General features: G+C 70.0%; 10 protein-coding genes and 4 pseudogenes. 10 read left to right on the top strand and 4 right to left on the bottom strand.

The genetic code is table 11. The annotated features are described in order from the left end of the window. Positions 1-227 precede the first annotated feature (227 nt). From ACH4VO_RS19020 to ACH4VO_RS19005, 4 genes and pseudogenes are all read left to right on the top strand, one after another. Complete coding sequence (locus ACH4VO_RS19020) at positions 228-668, top strand: winged helix-turn-helix domain-containing protein (RefSeq protein ID WP_360990002.1); 441 nt, start codon at positions 228-230, stop codon at positions 666-668. Between the two features lie 642 nt (positions 669-1,310). Then, positions 1,311-1,693 (top strand): annotated as a pseudogene (locus ACH4VO_RS19015) (type II toxin-antitoxin system RelE/ParE family toxin). After that, positions 1,690-2,028, top strand: a complete 339-nt coding sequence (locus ACH4VO_RS19010) for a helix-turn-helix transcriptional regulator (RefSeq protein WP_360990000.1) — start codon at positions 1,690-1,692, stop codon at positions 2,026-2,028. The pseudogene ACH4VO_RS19015 and the gene ACH4VO_RS19010 overlap by 4 nt, the downstream one beginning before the upstream one ends. 35 nt (positions 2,029-2,063) lie before the next feature. Next, positions 2,064-2,279: pseudogene (locus tag ACH4VO_RS19005) on the top strand (helix-turn-helix domain-containing protein); the annotation flags it as partial. 889 nt (positions 2,280-3,168) lie between these two features. Here ACH4VO_RS19005 and ACH4VO_RS19000 read toward each other — a convergent pair. Next, positions 3,169-3,993, bottom strand: a pseudogene (locus tag ACH4VO_RS19000) (tyrosine-type recombinase/integrase); the annotation flags it as partial. A 103-nt stretch (positions 3,994-4,096) separates the two neighbouring features. Here ACH4VO_RS19000 and ACH4VO_RS18995 point away from each other — a divergent pair. Continuing rightward, positions 4,097-5,607: pseudogene (locus ACH4VO_RS18995) on the top strand (ISL3 family transposase). Between the two features lie 571 nt (positions 5,608-6,178). Here the strand turns inward: ACH4VO_RS18995 and ACH4VO_RS18990 are convergent. After that, positions 6,179-6,358: a hypothetical protein gene (locus ACH4VO_RS18990; protein ID WP_398441007.1), complete on the bottom strand. Its 180-nt coding sequence runs from the start codon at positions 6,356-6,358 to the stop codon at positions 6,179-6,181. Between the two features lie 213 nt (positions 6,359-6,571). Then, the gene (gene glnA, locus ACH4VO_RS18985) at positions 6,572-7,933 is read right to left on the bottom strand and encodes a type I glutamate--ammonia ligase (RefSeq protein WP_069172561.1); all 1,362 of its coding nucleotides are present in this window, start codon (positions 7,931-7,933) and stop codon (positions 6,572-6,574) included. A gap of 246 nt (positions 7,934-8,179) precedes the next feature. Between glnA and ACH4VO_RS18980 the strand changes: the two genes are divergently transcribed. The 5 genes from ACH4VO_RS18980 to ACH4VO_RS18960 all read left to right on the top strand — a co-directional run bounded on the left by ACH4VO_RS18980 (position 8,180) and on the right by ACH4VO_RS18960 (position 13,858). Next, positions 8,180-8,884 (top strand): DUF3105 domain-containing protein, encoded by a 705-nt coding sequence (locus ACH4VO_RS18980; RefSeq protein ID WP_360989996.1) that lies wholly within the window; start codon positions 8,180-8,182, stop codon positions 8,882-8,884. Then, on the top strand, positions 8,881-9,630 hold the full coding sequence (locus tag ACH4VO_RS18975; RefSeq protein ID WP_360989993.1) for a DUF305 domain-containing protein: 750 nt from the start codon (positions 8,881-8,883) through the stop codon (positions 9,628-9,630). Before ACH4VO_RS18980 ends, ACH4VO_RS18975 begins: the two co-directional genes overlap by 4 nt. 158 nt (positions 9,631-9,788) lie before the next feature. Further along, positions 9,789-10,214, top strand: a complete 426-nt coding sequence (locus ACH4VO_RS18970; RefSeq protein WP_360989990.1) for a CBS domain-containing protein — start codon at positions 9,789-9,791, stop codon at positions 10,212-10,214. 196 nt (positions 10,215-10,410) lie between these two features. Further along, positions 10,411-12,012 carry a multicopper oxidase family protein gene (locus tag ACH4VO_RS18965; protein WP_360989987.1) on the top strand — a complete coding sequence of 534 codons (1,602 nt, stop codon included), beginning with the start codon at positions 10,411-10,413 and terminating at the stop codon, positions 12,010-12,012. Between the two features lie 91 nt (positions 12,013-12,103). Next, positions 12,104-13,858 carry an NAD+ synthase gene (locus ACH4VO_RS18960; protein WP_360989984.1) on the top strand — a complete coding sequence of 585 codons (1,755 nt, stop codon included), beginning with the start codon at positions 12,104-12,106 and terminating at the stop codon, positions 13,856-13,858. Between the two features lie 111 nt (positions 13,859-13,969). Here the strand turns inward: ACH4VO_RS18960 and ACH4VO_RS18955 are convergent, their stop codons facing one another. Continuing rightward, the gene (locus ACH4VO_RS18955; RefSeq protein WP_360989982.1) at positions 13,970-15,178 is read right to left on the bottom strand and encodes an MFS transporter; all 1,209 of its coding nucleotides are present in this window, start codon (positions 15,176-15,178) and stop codon (positions 13,970-13,972) included. Positions 15,179-15,504: the final 326 nt, after the last annotated feature.

Genomic DNA, 15,504 nt, shown 5'->3' with positions numbered 1-15,504 from the left:
GGAATGGGGCGCCTCGAAGTTGGGCGCTGGGGCCAACCAGGGGGCCTGGTCGGCGGGGCGCGGTGGTGATCACCGGCGGGTGCGTGACGTTAACATCGCCTCACGTGCGCATTCAAGTGCATCCCTCCTGATTCCTTTCTTGCGGGTGGTGGGGCCCGGGTAGTGTGGGTCCGGTTTCCCGGTTTGGCCGGGCCGGATTGTGCTGGTAGAGGGCGTGGAAAGCAGGGGTGACCGGCGTGGTGGTGGGACGGCGCGGGCGCAGGCCGGCGGGCAGCGGGGTGCAGCTGACGTTCGAGGTCATCGCCGAGGCCCTGCGCGAGCGGATCCGCTCAGGCAGGCTGCAGCCGGGGGACGCGCTGCCGACGCAGGCCGTGCTGATGCGGGAGTTCGGGGCGTCGAGCCTGACCGTGCAGAAGGCCATGACCCTGCTGAAGCAGGAAGGATGGGCGGTCTCCCGCCCCGGCAAGGGAGCCTTCGTCGCCCACCGCGACCACGTCGCCGACGATGCCGATGACCTCGACGGTCCGGAGGTGACCGTACCTGTCGGCGGGACGACGGCCCGCGTCGAGGCGCTGGAACGGGCACTGGCCGACGCCGTCGAGCAGCTGGCCGATCTCCGTGGCCGCGTCGAGGCCCTGGAGACGGGCAGCGGCGAGCGGGGCCGCTAACCCGCCGTGCCGGGTGGCCCGGGCATGCGTTCAGATTTTCTCTACGAGGTTCAAGGCGGGCACCGCCCGCCTGAGCGGGCCGCCGTCGCCGACAAGCCCCACCGTCCACTCCTGCGATCACGCGCTACTGGAGGCACCGAGCCGACGCAGCAGCCGGGCTGCGAAAGCGGCAATCGGCCAGATTGCCGGATGACCGGAGCCGGGCTCCTGGCAGAGCAAGCTATCGCCTACGACCGTCCTACGGCCGTATCGCAGGCAAGGGCCGACCAGGGGGCCGACCCTCAATATCCCTCGCAGGGCTCACCCGAAGGCGGTGGCCGGCGTCGCCTCCGGCGGGGAGTGAGCTCCCGGCCGCCCGTGGCAGACCGACCCCTCCCGCCCCGGTCCCCGCGCCGCGCCGCCAGACTGGGCAATGCATCAGCCCGGCCGTACGCTGTCTCTCCCGCTCGGGCCCGATCCCGCCGGAAGAAGCCGACCCTGCGCCGCCCTGGCCGGTTGCCGCTGGTTTGCGGCACCGCCGCCGCATCAGGATGAGGGGGACCGTTGGGGCGTGCGATACCGGAGTGGTTGCGATCGCGGCAACTAACTCGACCTGAACTACGAGGCGCGCTCTTGCCCCCCGTGCCATATATCATCGGCGTTATGGACGGCGGGCGCTACTCGACGAGATCGAGCCGGAGTTACGGCTGTGGCTGGAGAACATTCCAGCCCATCACTACAAGCAGGCCGAACGCATCGCCGACCTGCTCGCCGAGCAGCCCACCACGCTCGACGAACCGCACTCCCGCCATCTGGGCGGCAAGCTCCGCGAGCTGCGCTTCCGCCTCGGCGATGCCCATCAGCGGATCACCTACTGGCTCGCGCCCGGCAAACGTGTCGTGCTGCTCACCGTGTTCCGCAAGACCAAGATGCGCGAGCAGGCCGAAGTGGACCGCGCCCACGCCGCACAGCGATTGTGCGAGGCAGAGCATGAAGCCGCCGCCGAGCACGACCTCTACAGTCGCAACCTCAAGGAGAACCGATGAGCCACAGCGAATGGAGGACCCGTCGCCACCGCCAGCTGCTGGGCGAACACCTGGACGCTGACCCCGAGTACGACCGGGTCTACGAAGAGGCCGGCCTCGCCATGACATTGGGTAAAGCCGTCTACAACCGGCGTAAGCAGCTGGGCCTGAGCGAGGCCGACCTCGCCGAGCGCATGCACGTCGATGTCGATGACATCGAAAGCATCGAGACGGCCACCGAGCTGCCGCCCATCGCGGTCATCATGCGCCTGGCCCGCGCACTGGATCTCACAGTGGACGTGCACCTCGCCGGCGGAGACGAGCCCACCGTCACCATTGTCGCCCCAGCGGCCTGAGGCGGGTAGGAACCATGCAGGACCCGCCTTCCGCGCTCGCCCGTGAGCTCGGGCAACTCGTCCACGACCGGCGCATCGAGCTCGGGCTGTCCCAGGCCGAGCTGGCCAAGCGGTGCGGGATGAAACAGCCGCAGATCTCCCGCTTCGAAGGTGGCGGGACCGTGCCCACGCTTCCCCTCCTGCGCCGCCTGGCTCAGGCTCTCGGCGCCGACCTGACCATCAGCCTCACCCCGCTCGACAAAGCCGCTTGACACGCATTCGGAATTCCTGGAATTCCCCAGGCGGTGTAGACCACTGACGGCAGTAGTGACGGCAACGCCGGCGGACTTCAGTGCACACGCACGGACGTGTAACGGCTGTCAAAACGGAGCCTGACCAGCGAATTTGCAGCTGACGGCGACCCCGCTTGCGCACGTACTATGTGCTAGCGGGCGAGACGCCGGTACTTGGTCACAACAGCAGCTGTTCTCCATTCACCGACGGAGATATCTGGGACGGTTCATTCGATGCTGGAGGGCAAACGGTTGAGGCTATGGCGACCGTCAGAGCGGCCGGAGACACCGTGCATCTGGACGGATTGGTGGTCTTTCCGAAGGGGACTCAGGGGCTGAGTCGCCTTCGATTGGGCCAGATGCAATCCGGCAGATGAAGAGCTCCATCGCCGAGCAGGCGAGATCCCAGGGGTATAGCACCGTCGTGTTGAACTATGAGCGGCATATCCCGAAACCGGACAGCAGCATCTACAAGCGTCCAAGGTCGATGACCTTGGACGTCGCAAAGATCCTAGGAGATTAGAGAATGGATCGGTCTCGACTGGATGGGTTGGTATCGAGCATCGCGGGTCGAGGGCAAGTGGAGCGGGAACCGGTATTCCGGGAACTGCGAGAACTGGGCCTATCGCCGATCGAAGCAATCTACGTAGCTTCTCGTGTACTTGGCCTGTCTTTGCCCGAGGCGAAGACCGCGATCTATGCGAGCGCCGCCTGGCGTGATCAGCAGGAGGATTGGCGGCGGCTTCAGTCTGGCCTTGCGGAGTGAGGATACTCGCCAGCCTAAAGTCGCGGTAGCAAATTCGAAGCCCCGTCAGGTGTCTCCTGGCGGGGCTTCAGCGTGCTCTGACGGCAGTAGTTGACGGCAACGTCAACGGACGGGTGCCGCACACAATGGTGGGCCATCGCCGTCGTCGGGCTGGCTGGTGGTCTCTGCGGAGTGACGGAGGCCGATGTGGGCGTGGCCGAGAAGTTTCTTGATCACGACGAGTTCGACGCCCTGCTCCAGGAGCAGGGTGGCGGTGGAGTGGCCGAGGTCGTGGAAGCGGATGCGGCGGAGGCCGGCCTTGCGGAGGAGTGCGGTGAAGGTGCGGGTGAGGTTGGTCGGGTCGATCGGTCTGCCCTGTGAAGTGGTGAATACGTGCCCCTTGTGCTGCCACTCGGCGCCTGCCGCGTCACGTTCCCGCTGCTGCTCTTCGTGGTGGCGCTTCAGCGACTGGAGGCAGCGGGCGGGGAGGGCGATGCGGCGTTCGGAGGCCCGGGTCTTGGTGGGCAGCGTGGTGAGCCCGCCTGAGCTGGTGCGCTGCAATGTGCGGCGTACGGCAGCGGTGCCCCGGTCGAGGTCGAGGTCTTCCCAGCGGAGGCCGAGGAGTTCGCCCTTGCGGAGTCCGGTGTGGAGAGCGAGTTCGAACAGGGCGTGCAGCCGGTGACCGCGCACGGCGGTGAGGAACTGGCGGGCTTCGTCGGCGGTGAGGGGTTCGAAGCGGCGGGGCCGTGGGGTGCCCGTGCGGACGTTGCGGGCGACGTTGCGCGGGATCTCCTCCTCACGCACGGCGTGCTCCAGGGCGGACTTGAGCACGGAGTGGATGTAGGTCAGCGTCAGCGAAGAGAGCCGCTTGGAACAGCACGCTCCGATGGCGCAGCAACGGGGCTCATCACGCCGGACATCGATGCTGCGCGAGCAGCACTGGCAGGTGGGGGACTGTAAAACGTTCGGCTCTGGCCCGTAATCGGTGGTGACGAAGTGTGACTGCCTTCGTTGGCATGGCATGCGTGATGCCAACGAGCTTGTGGGTACGGTGTTTTCGGGGCTGTCGGCCCTCGTCGTCGAGGGCGTGACGGACGAGGACGAGGTCATCCGGGTGTCTGCGCGAACCCGGGACGATCCGGTGCCGTGCCCGGCGTGCGGGCAGCCGACGAGGCGGGTGCACGGCTTCCATGGGCGGGTGGTCGCGGACGTGCCGGTGGACGGACGGCGGGTCGTGGTGTCGGTGCGAGTCCGGCGCCTGGTCTGTCCGGTTCTCGGCTGCCCGCGGCAGACGTTCCGCGAGCAGATTCCCGGCGTCGTGGAGCGCTACCAGCGCCGCACCAACCGCCTGACCAGCCACCTGGACTCGGTAGGCCGCAAGTTAGCGGGAGGGGCGGGCGCCCGTCTCTCCCTCGTTCCGGCCTGCCTGATCTCCCGCTCGACCGCCCTGCGCATGCTCATGTGCCAGGTGGTGACACCGCTGCGCGTCCCGCGCGTGCTCGGCGTCGACGACTTCGCACTCAAACGCCGGCACCGCTACGCCACCGTGATCATCGACGCAGAGACCGGCGAGCGGATCGACGTCCTGCCCGACCGCACCGCCCAGACCTCGACCACGTGGCTGCGCGAGCACCCCGGGGCCCAGTACGTCTGCCGCGACGGCTCCGCCACCTACGCCGAAGCGATCCGCCAAGCCCTGCCCGAAGCGGTGCAGGTCAGCGACCGGTGGCATCTCTGGTCCAACCTGTGCGGCAAGGTCCTGGCCGAAGTCCGCTCCCACGCCGCCTGCTGAGCCACCGCCGTGAACCCCACCCGACCTGGGGGCGTGCGCGAGCAGACCACCCGCGAGCGCCGGCAGCGGGTCCACCATCTGCTCGACCAGGGCGTCGGCCTCCTCGAATGTGCCCGCCGCCTCGATGCCGCCCTGAACACCGTCAAGCGGTACGCCCGGATGAAGGAGCCCACCGGCGACCGCCGCGCACCCCGCTACAAGCCCACACTCGTCGACCCCTACCGCGACCACCTGCGCCGGCGCCGAAGCGAAGACCCCGCGGTGCCCGTCACTCACCTCCTGCGGGAAATCACGGAGCCGGGCTACACCGGCAGCGCCAACCTCCTGGTCCGTTACCTCACCCAAGGCCGCGCCGAGGGCGACAAGCCAGTCACCACCCCGCAGCGTTTCGCCCGCCTCCTGCTCACCCGCCCCGAGAACCTGCGCGACAAGGACACCGCACTACTGGGGGAACTCGTCGCAGCCTGCCCCGAGATGACCGAACTCGCCGGCCGCACCGGCGAATTCGCTCAGCTACTGACCCCAGCAGAGGGAAACAACGCCAAACTCACCGACTGGATCACCACGGCCCGCGCAGTCGACCTGCCCCACCTGCACTCCTTCACGAACGGCCTCGAACTCGACCGCACCGCCGTCGACGCCGGCCTCACCCACCCCTACCACAACGCCGCACCGAGGGCGTCAACACCCGAACCAAACGAATCACGAGACAGATGCACGGCCGAGCCGAGCCGGGTTCCCCTACACGCCACCGCATCCTCCTCCAGTGATCACTACACGGCGCTACCACCGATTACGGGCCAGAGCCGCTCGTTTGACAGACCCGGATGGGAGCCCAACACGCTCACCACGCTCCGGCCGGCACCCGCGAACGGCGCCCCTGCCATCCCGGAGTCTGATCGCCCCCGCCGGAGGCATGTCTTGAAGCCGCGGGCTTGGTTCTCGTCTCATGCCCTCCGGGCCTATCCACTGCGGGCGCGCGTCGGCGGCGGCAGCGCCGGGCGGGCCGAAGGCAGGAGCTCGGGCGCAGCCAGAGCCGGGAAGCGCGCCCGGCGGAGCGGAGCCGGGTGCCTTGATGCGGCAGAGAAATCTGTAACGCAGTAGTAGTTAAGCCTCGGTTGCCGCGAGACGGCTCGTGAACCCCGCCCTACACAAGCGCGCATACGCATCAGCTACCGAGCCTGGAACGGCATCGAGTCGGGGAAGTACTCAAACAACACCGGGAGAAGTTCCCTCCCGTACCCGTGACACTGCCGTGGCTGCGGCCGGACGGCCCGCTCGTCACCAAGCAGCTGCTGTTCACTCGTGCCGATGGCGGCGGGGCGGTCCGGCGCACGGGCTTCAGGAACCCGCGTCTGGAAGCCCGCACTCGTGGAGGCCGGCGTCCTGCCGCAGCCGCGGCCCGGCGAGCGCCACCAGGCCGCCCGCGAGCACGGCGTGCACGCGCTGCGGCACTTCTACGCGTCGGTGCTTCTGGACGCCGGCGAGGACATCAAGGCGCTGAGCACGTACCTCGGCCACAGCGACCGGGGCTTCACCCTGCGGGTCTACACGCACCTCATGCCAAGCAGCGAAGGACGTACCCGGAAGGCCGTGGACAGCATGTACGAGGCCCTCGCTGGGACAGCAGACGGCCCACAGACGGCCCAGGGTGCCCAGAGTGGCTTCGGGCCGACAGCAAGACACCGTCGGCCCGAAGCCACGCACATGCGCTGTACAAGCACTGACCTGCGCTTACAGCACCGGCAGGAGGTTCTTCAGCTCGAAGGCCGTGACCTCGCTGCGGTACTCCTCCCACTCCTGCTTCTTGTTGCGCAGGAAGAAGTCGAAGACGTGCTCGCCCAGCGTCTCGGCGACCAGCTCACTCTTCTCCATCAGGGAGATGGCCTCGCCGAGGTTCTGGGGCAGCGGCTCGATGCCCATCGCGCGGCGTTCCGCGTCGGAGAGCGCCCAGACGTCGTCGTCGGCGCCGGCCGGGAGTTCGTAGCCCTCCTCGATGCCCTTGAGGCCCGCCGCCAGGAGCACCGCGTACGTCAGATAGGGGTTGGCGCCGGAGTCGATGGAGCGGACCTCGACGCGGGCGGAGCCGGTCTTGCCGGGCTTGTACATCGGGACGCGGATCAGCGCGGAGCGGTTGTTGTGGCCCCAGCAGATGTACGAGGGGGCCTCGCCGCCGGCGCCGGCGGAGCGGCTGGAGCCGCCCCAGATGCGCTTGTAGGAGTTGACCCACTGGTTGGTCACGGCGGAGATCTCCGCCGCGTGCGTCAGCAGGCCCGCGATGAAGGAGCGGCCGACCTTGGAGAGCTGGTACTCGGCACCCGACTCGTAGAACGCGTTGCGGTCACCCTCGAAGAGGGAGAGGTGGGTGTGCATGCCCGAACCCGGGTACTCCGAGAACGGCTTCGGCATGAAGGTGGCCTGGACACCCTGCTCCAGCGCGACCTGCTTCATGACGAGGCGGAAGGTCATGATGTTGTCGGCGGTGGAGAGCGCGTCCGCGTAGCGGAGGTCGATCTCCTGCTGGCCGGGGGCGCCCTCGTGATGGCTGAACTCGACCGAGATGCCCATGGATTCGAGCATGGTGATCGCCTGACGGCGGAAGTCCATGCCGACGTTCTGCGGGGTGTGGTCGAAGTAGCCCGAGCTGTCGGCCGGGGTGGGGCGGCTGCCGTCGACGGGCTTGTTCTTCAGCAGGAAGAACTCGATCTCCGGGTGGGTGTAGAAGGTGAATCCCAGGTCGGAGGTCTTGGCGAGGATCCGCTTGAGCACGAACCGGGGGTCCGCGAAGGAGGGCGAGCCGTCCGGCATGAGGATGTCGCAGAACATCCGCGCGGTGCCGGGGGCCTCCGCGCGCCAGGGCAGGATCTGGAACGTGCCCGGGTCGGGCTTGGCGATCATGTCGGATTCGTACACCCGGGCGAAGCCCTCGATGGCCGAGCCGTCGAAGCCGATGCCCTCGTCGAAAGCCTGCTCGAGTTCGGCCGGGGCCACGGCGACGGACTTGAGGTACCCGAGAACATCGGTGAACCACAGCCGTACGAAGCGGATGTCGCGCTCCTCAAGCGTCCTGAGGACGAATTCCTGCTGCTTGTCCATAGCCACATCCTTGCAGTTCAGACGGTCCGTGCACCACCGCCCGGGGTAGGGGGGACACTCCAGTATCACGACCCGGGATTTCCCCCAGATTACGCACTCGGTGTGAGAGAGAGCACTCGGCCACCCACTACGATCGGCGCCCGTGGTGTGCATGGGCTGCCAGGACTCCCCCATGGCCGTGTGCCCACCCGTTTTCCGTCCGTTTCCCCCGTCCCTTCCCATCCCTTGGCCAGAAGGACCGACGACATGAGCTTCGACCCCAGGACCCGCCAGGAGCACCCGCGCGACGACCGCGCCGGCGACCGCCGCAACCGCGTCGTCGCCATAGGCCTGAGTGCTGTCGTGGTCGCCGGCCTGCTGGGGTTCGGTACGTACACCCTGCTGGAGAAGTCGGAGGCGACGGAGAGGAGTGGGGGCAGCCGGGCCGAGGACCGGTCCCAGGACGGCAAGCAGGCCGAGCCGGAGGGGCGGGAGAAGGGGCAGGAGAGCGGGCAGCCCGCCGCCGGTGCGATTCCGGGCGAGAGGAGCTGGGGCGCGAAGAAGCTGACCCGCAACCACGTCGCGACCGACGTGACGTACCCGATGGAGCCGCCGGTCGGCGGGGACCACGCTCCGGCCTGGCTGAACTGCGACGGCGTCGTATACGAAAAGGCCGTCCCGAACGTCAACGCCGTCCACGCGCTGGAGCACGGCGCGGTCTGGGTGACCTACGACGACAAGGCCGCCGAGGCCGATATCGCGAAGCTCGCCTCCCGGGTCGGGAGCACCCCGTACACCCTCATGAGCCCGTACGAGGGCCAGGCCGGGACGATCATGCTGAGCGCCTGGGGCAAGCAGCTCACGGTGGACGGCGCGGACGACCGGCGGGTGGCGCAGTTCCTCGCGCAGTACGTCCAGGGCGCGCAGACCCCCGAGCCGGGTGCGCCGTGCACGGGCGGGGTCGACGGGTGAGCCCGGCGGGAAACCGGCGTACGCGGTGGGCGGCCGGTTCCGCCGTGGCGCTCGCGCTGCTTCTCGCGGGCGCCGCGACGGTCGCCTCCGCGCGGGGCGACCGGGCGGCCCCGGTCGAGCGCACGCCCACGGCCGAGTCGGCGGACGCGGGGTTCGCCCGGGACATGGCCGTGCACCATCAGCAGGCCGTGGAGATGTCGTTCGTGGTGCGGGACCGTACCCGGGACGAGGACGTACGGCGCCTCGCGTACGACATCGCCAACACGCAGGCCAACCAGCGGGGGATGTTGTTGGGGTGGCTGGACCTGTGGGGGCTGCCGAAGACGGCCCCGGACGGGCAGGGGCCCATGGCGTGGATGTCCGGCGGCCACACCGGCCACCCCGGCCGGCCGTCCGGGCAGGGCACGGACCACAGCTCGGGCCACAGCTCGGGCCACGGCTCCGGGCACGGTCCGGGTCCTCAGACGGGTGCCGGGGCGGGCGGCGGTGCTCCGATGCCCGGTATGGCGACCCGGGCGGAACTGAGACGGCTCGGTGAGGCCGACGGCGAGGACGCAGAGATCCTCTTCCTCCGGCTGATGACCGCCCACCACAAGGGCGGCGTCGCCATGGCCGAGGGCTGCGCCGAGCGGTGCGCGGTACCGGCGGAGAGGCGGCTCGCCCAGGGGATGGTCGAGGCGCAGCGCTCCGAGCTGGACCTGATGGCGGACATGCTCGCCGCGCGGGGGGCCGTCACCCTTCCGTGAACGCCTGCCGGTACGGCGTTCACCTGTGCGGGTGATCTCGGCTCCGGCGTACTGCTGCCGGGCCTCCCGGGCCAGCGGTGGCGTGCGCCGGACGGGCACACCACAATGAATGTGGCTCGGGGGTGTACGGCATGCCCATAGGCACCCAGGAGGAACCCATGACCACCGCGAAGGACATCATGCACACCGGGGCCCACTGGATCCCCGCCCACGAGACGCTCGACCGCGCCGCGCAGATGATGCGCGACCACAAGGTGGGCGCCCTGCCCGTTTCCGGCGACGGCGAGCAGGACAAGATGGTCGGCATCATCACCGACCGGGACATCGTGATCAAGTGTGTGGCGGCGGGGCACGACCCGTCCCAGGTGACCGCGGGCGCGCTCTGCGACGGCACCCCGCGCTGGATCGACTCGGCCGCCGATGTCGACACGGTGCTGGAAGAGATGCAGAGCCACAAGATCCGCCGGCTCCCGGTGATCGAGAACAAGAAGCTCATCGGCATGATCAGCGAGGCCGACCTGGCCCGGCACCTCTCCGACGAACAGGTCGCCGGCTGGGCGGAGAAGGTCTACTCCCACTCCTGACGACACTCCCGGCCTCACACCGGCACCGCAGTCCGCACCCGCCACCGAAGGCCCGGCACCCCGCGCAGACCCGCGCGGGGTGCCGGGCCTTCGCATATCGAGCCGGCAGGTGCCCTTCGCATATCAGGCGGGCAGGTGCCGGCGCCTGCGGGTGTCGTGGCCGCTCGCTGTAGCAGACGCGAGTACGGTGCGCAATATGTCTGAAATGCCCAACCGTCGCGCCGTGCTCGGCGCCGGTATCGCCCTGGCGGGAACGACGGCCCTCGCCTCCCCTGTCCACGCCGCCTCCCCGGCCCGCACGCCGTCGGCTGCGCGCGCCGCCGACCGGTACGTCACCCCCGACGGTCCGGAGGTCAGGGAGGCGGAGGCCCGCCGGGGTGCGGGCCCACTTCGGAGGGTCTCGCTCACCGCCACCGCCTCCCGCCTCGAACTCGGCGGCGGACTCACCGTCCCCACCTGGTCCTACGGGGACCGGCTGCCCGGGCGGACGGTCCGCGTCACGGCGGGCGACAGGCTCGCACTCACCCTCGCCAACCACCTGCCGCAGTCGACGACGGTGCACTGGCACGGTCTCTCCGTACGCAACGACATGGACGGGGTGCCCGGGCTGACCCAGCGGCCGATCGAACCGGGCGCGGAGTTCGCGTACAGGTTTGCCGTCACGCAGCCGGGCACCTACTGGCTCCACTCGCACTCGGGCGTCCAGCTGGACCGGGGACTGTACGCGCCGCTGATCGTCGACGACCCGAGGGAACCGCTCGCGTACGACAGGGAGTGGGTGGTCGTCCTGGACGACTGGCTCGACGGGATCGACGGCTCCACCCCCGACGCGGTGTTCGACGAACTCACGGACGGCCGGGGCGGCGGCCACGGAACGGCTCCGGAACACGGCACGGCGGCGGGGCGCGGCACGGCGCCGGAGCACGGCACAGCGGCCACCGGGGGCGACGCGCCTTCGCGTCTGCCGGCGGACGCGGACAGCGACCTGCTCGGCGGCCACGCCGGCAATGTCGCCTACCCGCACTACCTGGTGAACGGCCGCAGGGCGAGCGCCCCTTCGGTGTTCGAGGCCCGGCCGGGCGACCGCATCCGGCTGCGCGTCATCAACGCCGGCGGGGACACCCCCTTCCGGCTGGCCCTGGGCGGCCACCGGATGACCGTGACGCACTCGGACGGCTTCCCCGTACAGCACACCGAGACCGGCGCCCTGCTGCTGGGCATGGGTGAGCGGTACGACGTGCTGGTGACGGCCGGGGACGGGGTCTTCCCGCTGACCGCGCTCGCCGAGGGCAAGGGCGCGTCGGCGCTGGCCGTGCTGCGGACGGCGCCGGGAGCGCTGCCCCCGGCCGGCGTGCGCCCGAAGGAGCTGGACGGCCCGGTACTCACGGCCGGCCGGCTGGCCGCGGACGAGTCGGTGGCGCTGCCGGCACGCGAACCGGACCGGACGGTGCGGTTCTCGCTCACGGGCTCCATGAAGAGGTACGACTGGGCCTTCGACGGCAGGCCGTACGATCCGGCGGTGCGGCGGCCCGTCCGCGCCGGGGAACGGGTGCGGCTGGTCTTCGAGAACCGCACCTCCATGTGGCATCCGCTGCACCTGCACGGCCACACGTTCGCCCTGACCGGGGCGGACGGCAGGCGGTCCCCCGGCGCCCGCAAGGACACCGCGGCGATCCTGCCGAGGCGCTCGCTCACGGTCGACCTCGACGCGGACAACCCGGGCCTGTGGATGCTGCACTGCCACAACCTGTACCACGCGGAGTCCGGGATGATGACGGTCCTCGGCTACCTGCGCTGACGCGCTCCCGCCCGCTCCCGGCGGCGCCCCTCCGGTGGTTCCGGCGGGCCCGCCAGGACATCGCGTCAGAAAGACGATTACACTCGGCGGCGTGCCTCAACTACGTCTCGCACTGAATCAGATCGACGCGACCGTCGGTGATCTCGCCGGCAACAGCGAGTCGATCGTCCACTGGACCCGGCACGCCGCCGAGCAGGGCGCCCATCTGGTGGCGTTCCCCGAGATGGTGCTGACCGGCTACCCCGTCGAGGACCTGGCCCTGAGGTCGTCCTTCGTCGAGGCCTCGCGCCGGGCGCTGCGCGCGCTCGCCGCCCGTCTCGACGACGAGGGCTTCGGCGAACTGCCGGTCGTCGTCGGCTACCTCGACCGGTCCGAGCACCCCGCCGAGCGCTACGGGCAGCCCGCAGGCTCCCCGCGCAACGCCGCGGCCGTGCTGCACCGCGGCGGGATCGCGCTCAACTTCGCCAAGCACCACCTGCCCAACTACGGGGTCTTCGACGAGTTCCGGTACTTCGTGCCGGGCGACTCGATGCCCGTCGTCCGCGTGCACGGCGTCGATGTGGCGCTCGCGATCTGCGAGGACCTCTGGCAGGACGGCGGCCGCGTCCCCGCGGCGCGCGCCGCCGGGGCCGGGCTGCTGCTGTCGATCAACGCCTCCCCGTACGAGCGGGACAAGGACGACACCCGTCTCGAACTCGTCCGCAAGCGCGCCCAGGAAGCCGGCTGCACGACGGCCTACCTCGCGATGATCGGCGGCCAGGACGAGCTGGTCTTCGACGGCGACTCGATCGTGGTCGACCGGCACGGTGAAGTCGTAGCCCGCGCCCCGCAGTTCGCCGAGGGCAGTGTGATCCTGGACCTGGATCTGCCGGCCGCCCCGGCCGAGGTTCCGTCCGGGACGGTGAACGACGGGCTGCGGATCGACCACGTGGTCCTGTCGGGTGAGCCCCTTCCGGCGTACGAACCCGAGCTCGCCGGGGGGTACGCGGAGCGGCTGGACGACGACGAGGAGCTGTACTCCGCGCTGGTCGTGGGCCTGCGGGCGTACGCCGCGAAGAACGGTTTCCGCAGTGTCCTGGTCGGCCTCTCCGGCGGCATCGACTCCGCGCTCGTCGCCACCATCGCCTGCGACGCGCTGGGTGCCCACCACGTGTACGGCGTCTCGATGCCGTCGAAGTACTCCTCGGACCACTCCAAGGGCGACGCGGCCGAGCTGGCCCGGCGGACCGGTCTCCACTTCCGCACCGTGTCGATCGAGCCGATGTTCGACGCGTACATGGGGTCGCTGGGGCTGACGGGACTGGCGGAGGAGAACCTGCAGTCGCGGCTGCGTGGTACGACGCTGATGGCGATCTCCAACCAGGAGGGCCAGATCGTCCTCGCGCCGGGCAACAAGTCCGAACTGGCGGTGGGTTACTCCACGCTCTACGGGGACTCGGTCGGGGCCTACGGGCCGATCAAGGACGTGTACAAGACGTCGGTCTTCCGCCTCGCGAAGTGGCGCAACCGCGCCGCGGAGGAGCGCGGGCAGACCCCACCCATCCCGGAAGCGTCCATCACCAAGCCGCCGAGCGCCGAACTGCGCCCGGACCAGGTGGACACGGACTCGCTGCCGGACTACGACGTACTGGACCGGATCCTGGAGATGTACGTCGACCGGGACCAGGGCCGGGACGCCATCGTGGCGGCCGGTTTCGACGAGGCGCTGGTGACCAGGACGCTGCGGATGGTGGACACGGCGGAGTACAAGCGCCGGCAGTACCCGCCGGGCACGAAGATCTCCCCGAAGGGCTTCGGCAAGGACCGGCGGCTGCCGATCACGAACAGGTGGCGTGAGTCGGTCTGACCCGGCACGGACCGAGGGCCCGTACGGCAGTCGTCACAGGCTGCCGTACGGGCCCCGCGCCCTGTCGCCGCGTGGTGGAGGCGGGCGCCCCGCCGGCCCGCGCCGCGTCCGTCAGTGCACGCCGGCCTTCCGCTCGTGGCGGACCACCGTCCCGGCCGCCACGATGCGGGAGGTCCCCGGCGTCCGGTCCAGGACGCCGGCCGTGACCGCCACCGCGAGCCCGGCCACGGCCAGGACCGCGCCGACCAGGGCCGGTGACGTCCAGCCCCAGCCCGCCGCGATGGCCACACCGCCGAGCCAGGCGCCGCCCGCGTTGGCGAGGTTGAAGGCGGAGTGGTTGGAGGCGGAGGCGAGCGTGGGGGCGTCCTTGGCCTTGCTCATCACCAGCATCTGCAGCGGGGTGGTCGTCATGAACCCGATTCCGCCCAGCAGTACGACCATCAGCAGCGCCGCCCACCGCACATGGACGGTGAAGGGGAAGATCGTCAGAACGACGGCCAGGGCGGCCAGCGACCCGTACAGCGTGGGCCGCAGCGCACGGTCCGTCAGCGGTCCGGCCGCCAGGGCGCCCAGCGTCATCCCGATGCCGAAGAGGGCCAGGACCAGGGTGACCGAGGACTCCCCGAAGCCCATCGCCTCGGTCGTCATGGACGAGAGGTAGGAGTAGACGGCGAAGACACCCGCGAAGCCGAGGACGGCGGTGAGCAGGCCGAGCAGTACCTGCCGGTTGCCGAGCGCGCTCAGTTCGCGGCGTACGTTCTGGTGCGCGTCGACGGGGATCTGCGGGACGAGACGGGCCAGCGCGGCCATGGCGGCCAGCCCGATCACCGCGACCACCATGAAGGTGGCACGCCAGCCGAGGTGCTGCCCCAGCAGGGTGGCCGCCGGGACGCCGACGATGTTGGCGACGGTCAGGCCGAGGAACATCGTCGCGACGGCCCGGGCCTGACGCCCGTCGGGTACGAGGCGGGCGGCGACGACCGCGCCGACGCCGAAGAAGGCCCCGTGCGGCAGCCCGGCCAGGAACCGGCCCGCGAGGAGCCAGCCGAAGTCGGGGGCGAAGGCCGAGGCGAGGTTGCCGACGGTGAACAGGGCCATCAGCAGCAGGAGCATCCGCTTGCGCGGGATCCTGGAGCCGAGACCGGTGAGCAGCGGAGCACCGAGGACCACGCCGATGGCGTACGCCGAGACGAGGTAACCGGCGGTGGGTACGGACGTTCCCAGGTCGTCCGCGACGTTGGGCAGCAGGCCCATCATCACGAACTCGGTGGTGCCGATGCCGAAGGCGCTCACAGCGAGGGCGAGCAGGGCCAGGGGCATGGGTGTGAACCTCTTTCGGGGTGGGTGCCGCACGGCCCGCAGAGGGGCGGGCGGCAGGAGTACGGGAGTGGGAGCGTCGGCTTCGTTGCCGGTCCGGCCGTGGGGTGCCGGGTTAAGTATCACTACGGAACAAAGTGTCTCAGACGTTTTATGCCCGGAGGTGAACGGCCCGTTGCGGCGGCACGGCGGAACGGTGCCGCCGGCGCCGCCCGGTGACGGCTGTGTTGCTGGTCAGAGCCCTACGGTGGGCCGACAGGACCGGGGCACGCGGCCGTCGGCCGCCGGCGCCCTGTGCAGAAGATCACCGGAAGGCACCGCGCCGAGGC

It is taken from the genome of Streptomyces sp. NPDC020780 (assembly GCF_044334475.1).
In the GTDB taxonomy this organism is placed as follows: domain Bacteria; phylum Actinomycetota; class Actinomycetes; order Streptomycetales; family Streptomycetaceae; genus Streptomyces.
Note: the sequence above shows the minus strand (reverse complement) of the source record. Positions and strands in the feature narration are given on the sequence as shown.

Coding starts and splice junctions, on each gene's coding strand:
- ACH4VO_RS18955 (WP_360989982.1), bottom strand. CDS start 15,178: ATGCCCCTGGCCCTGCTCGCCCTCGCTGTGAGCGCCTTCGGCATCGGC.
- glnA (WP_069172561.1), bottom strand. CDS start 7,933: ATGGACAAGCAGCAGGAATTCGTCCTCAGGACGCTTGAGGAGCGCGAC.
- ACH4VO_RS19010 (WP_360990000.1), top strand. CDS start 1,690: ATGAGCCACAGCGAATGGAGGACCCGTCGCCACCGCCAGCTGCTGGGC.
- ACH4VO_RS18965 (WP_360989987.1), top strand. CDS start 10,411: ATGTCTGAAATGCCCAACCGTCGCGCCGTGCTCGGCGCCGGTATCGCC.
- ACH4VO_RS18970 (WP_360989990.1), top strand. CDS start 9,789: ATGACCACCGCGAAGGACATCATGCACACCGGGGCCCACTGGATCCCC.
- ACH4VO_RS18980 (WP_360989996.1), top strand. CDS start 8,180: ATGAGCTTCGACCCCAGGACCCGCCAGGAGCACCCGCGCGACGACCGC.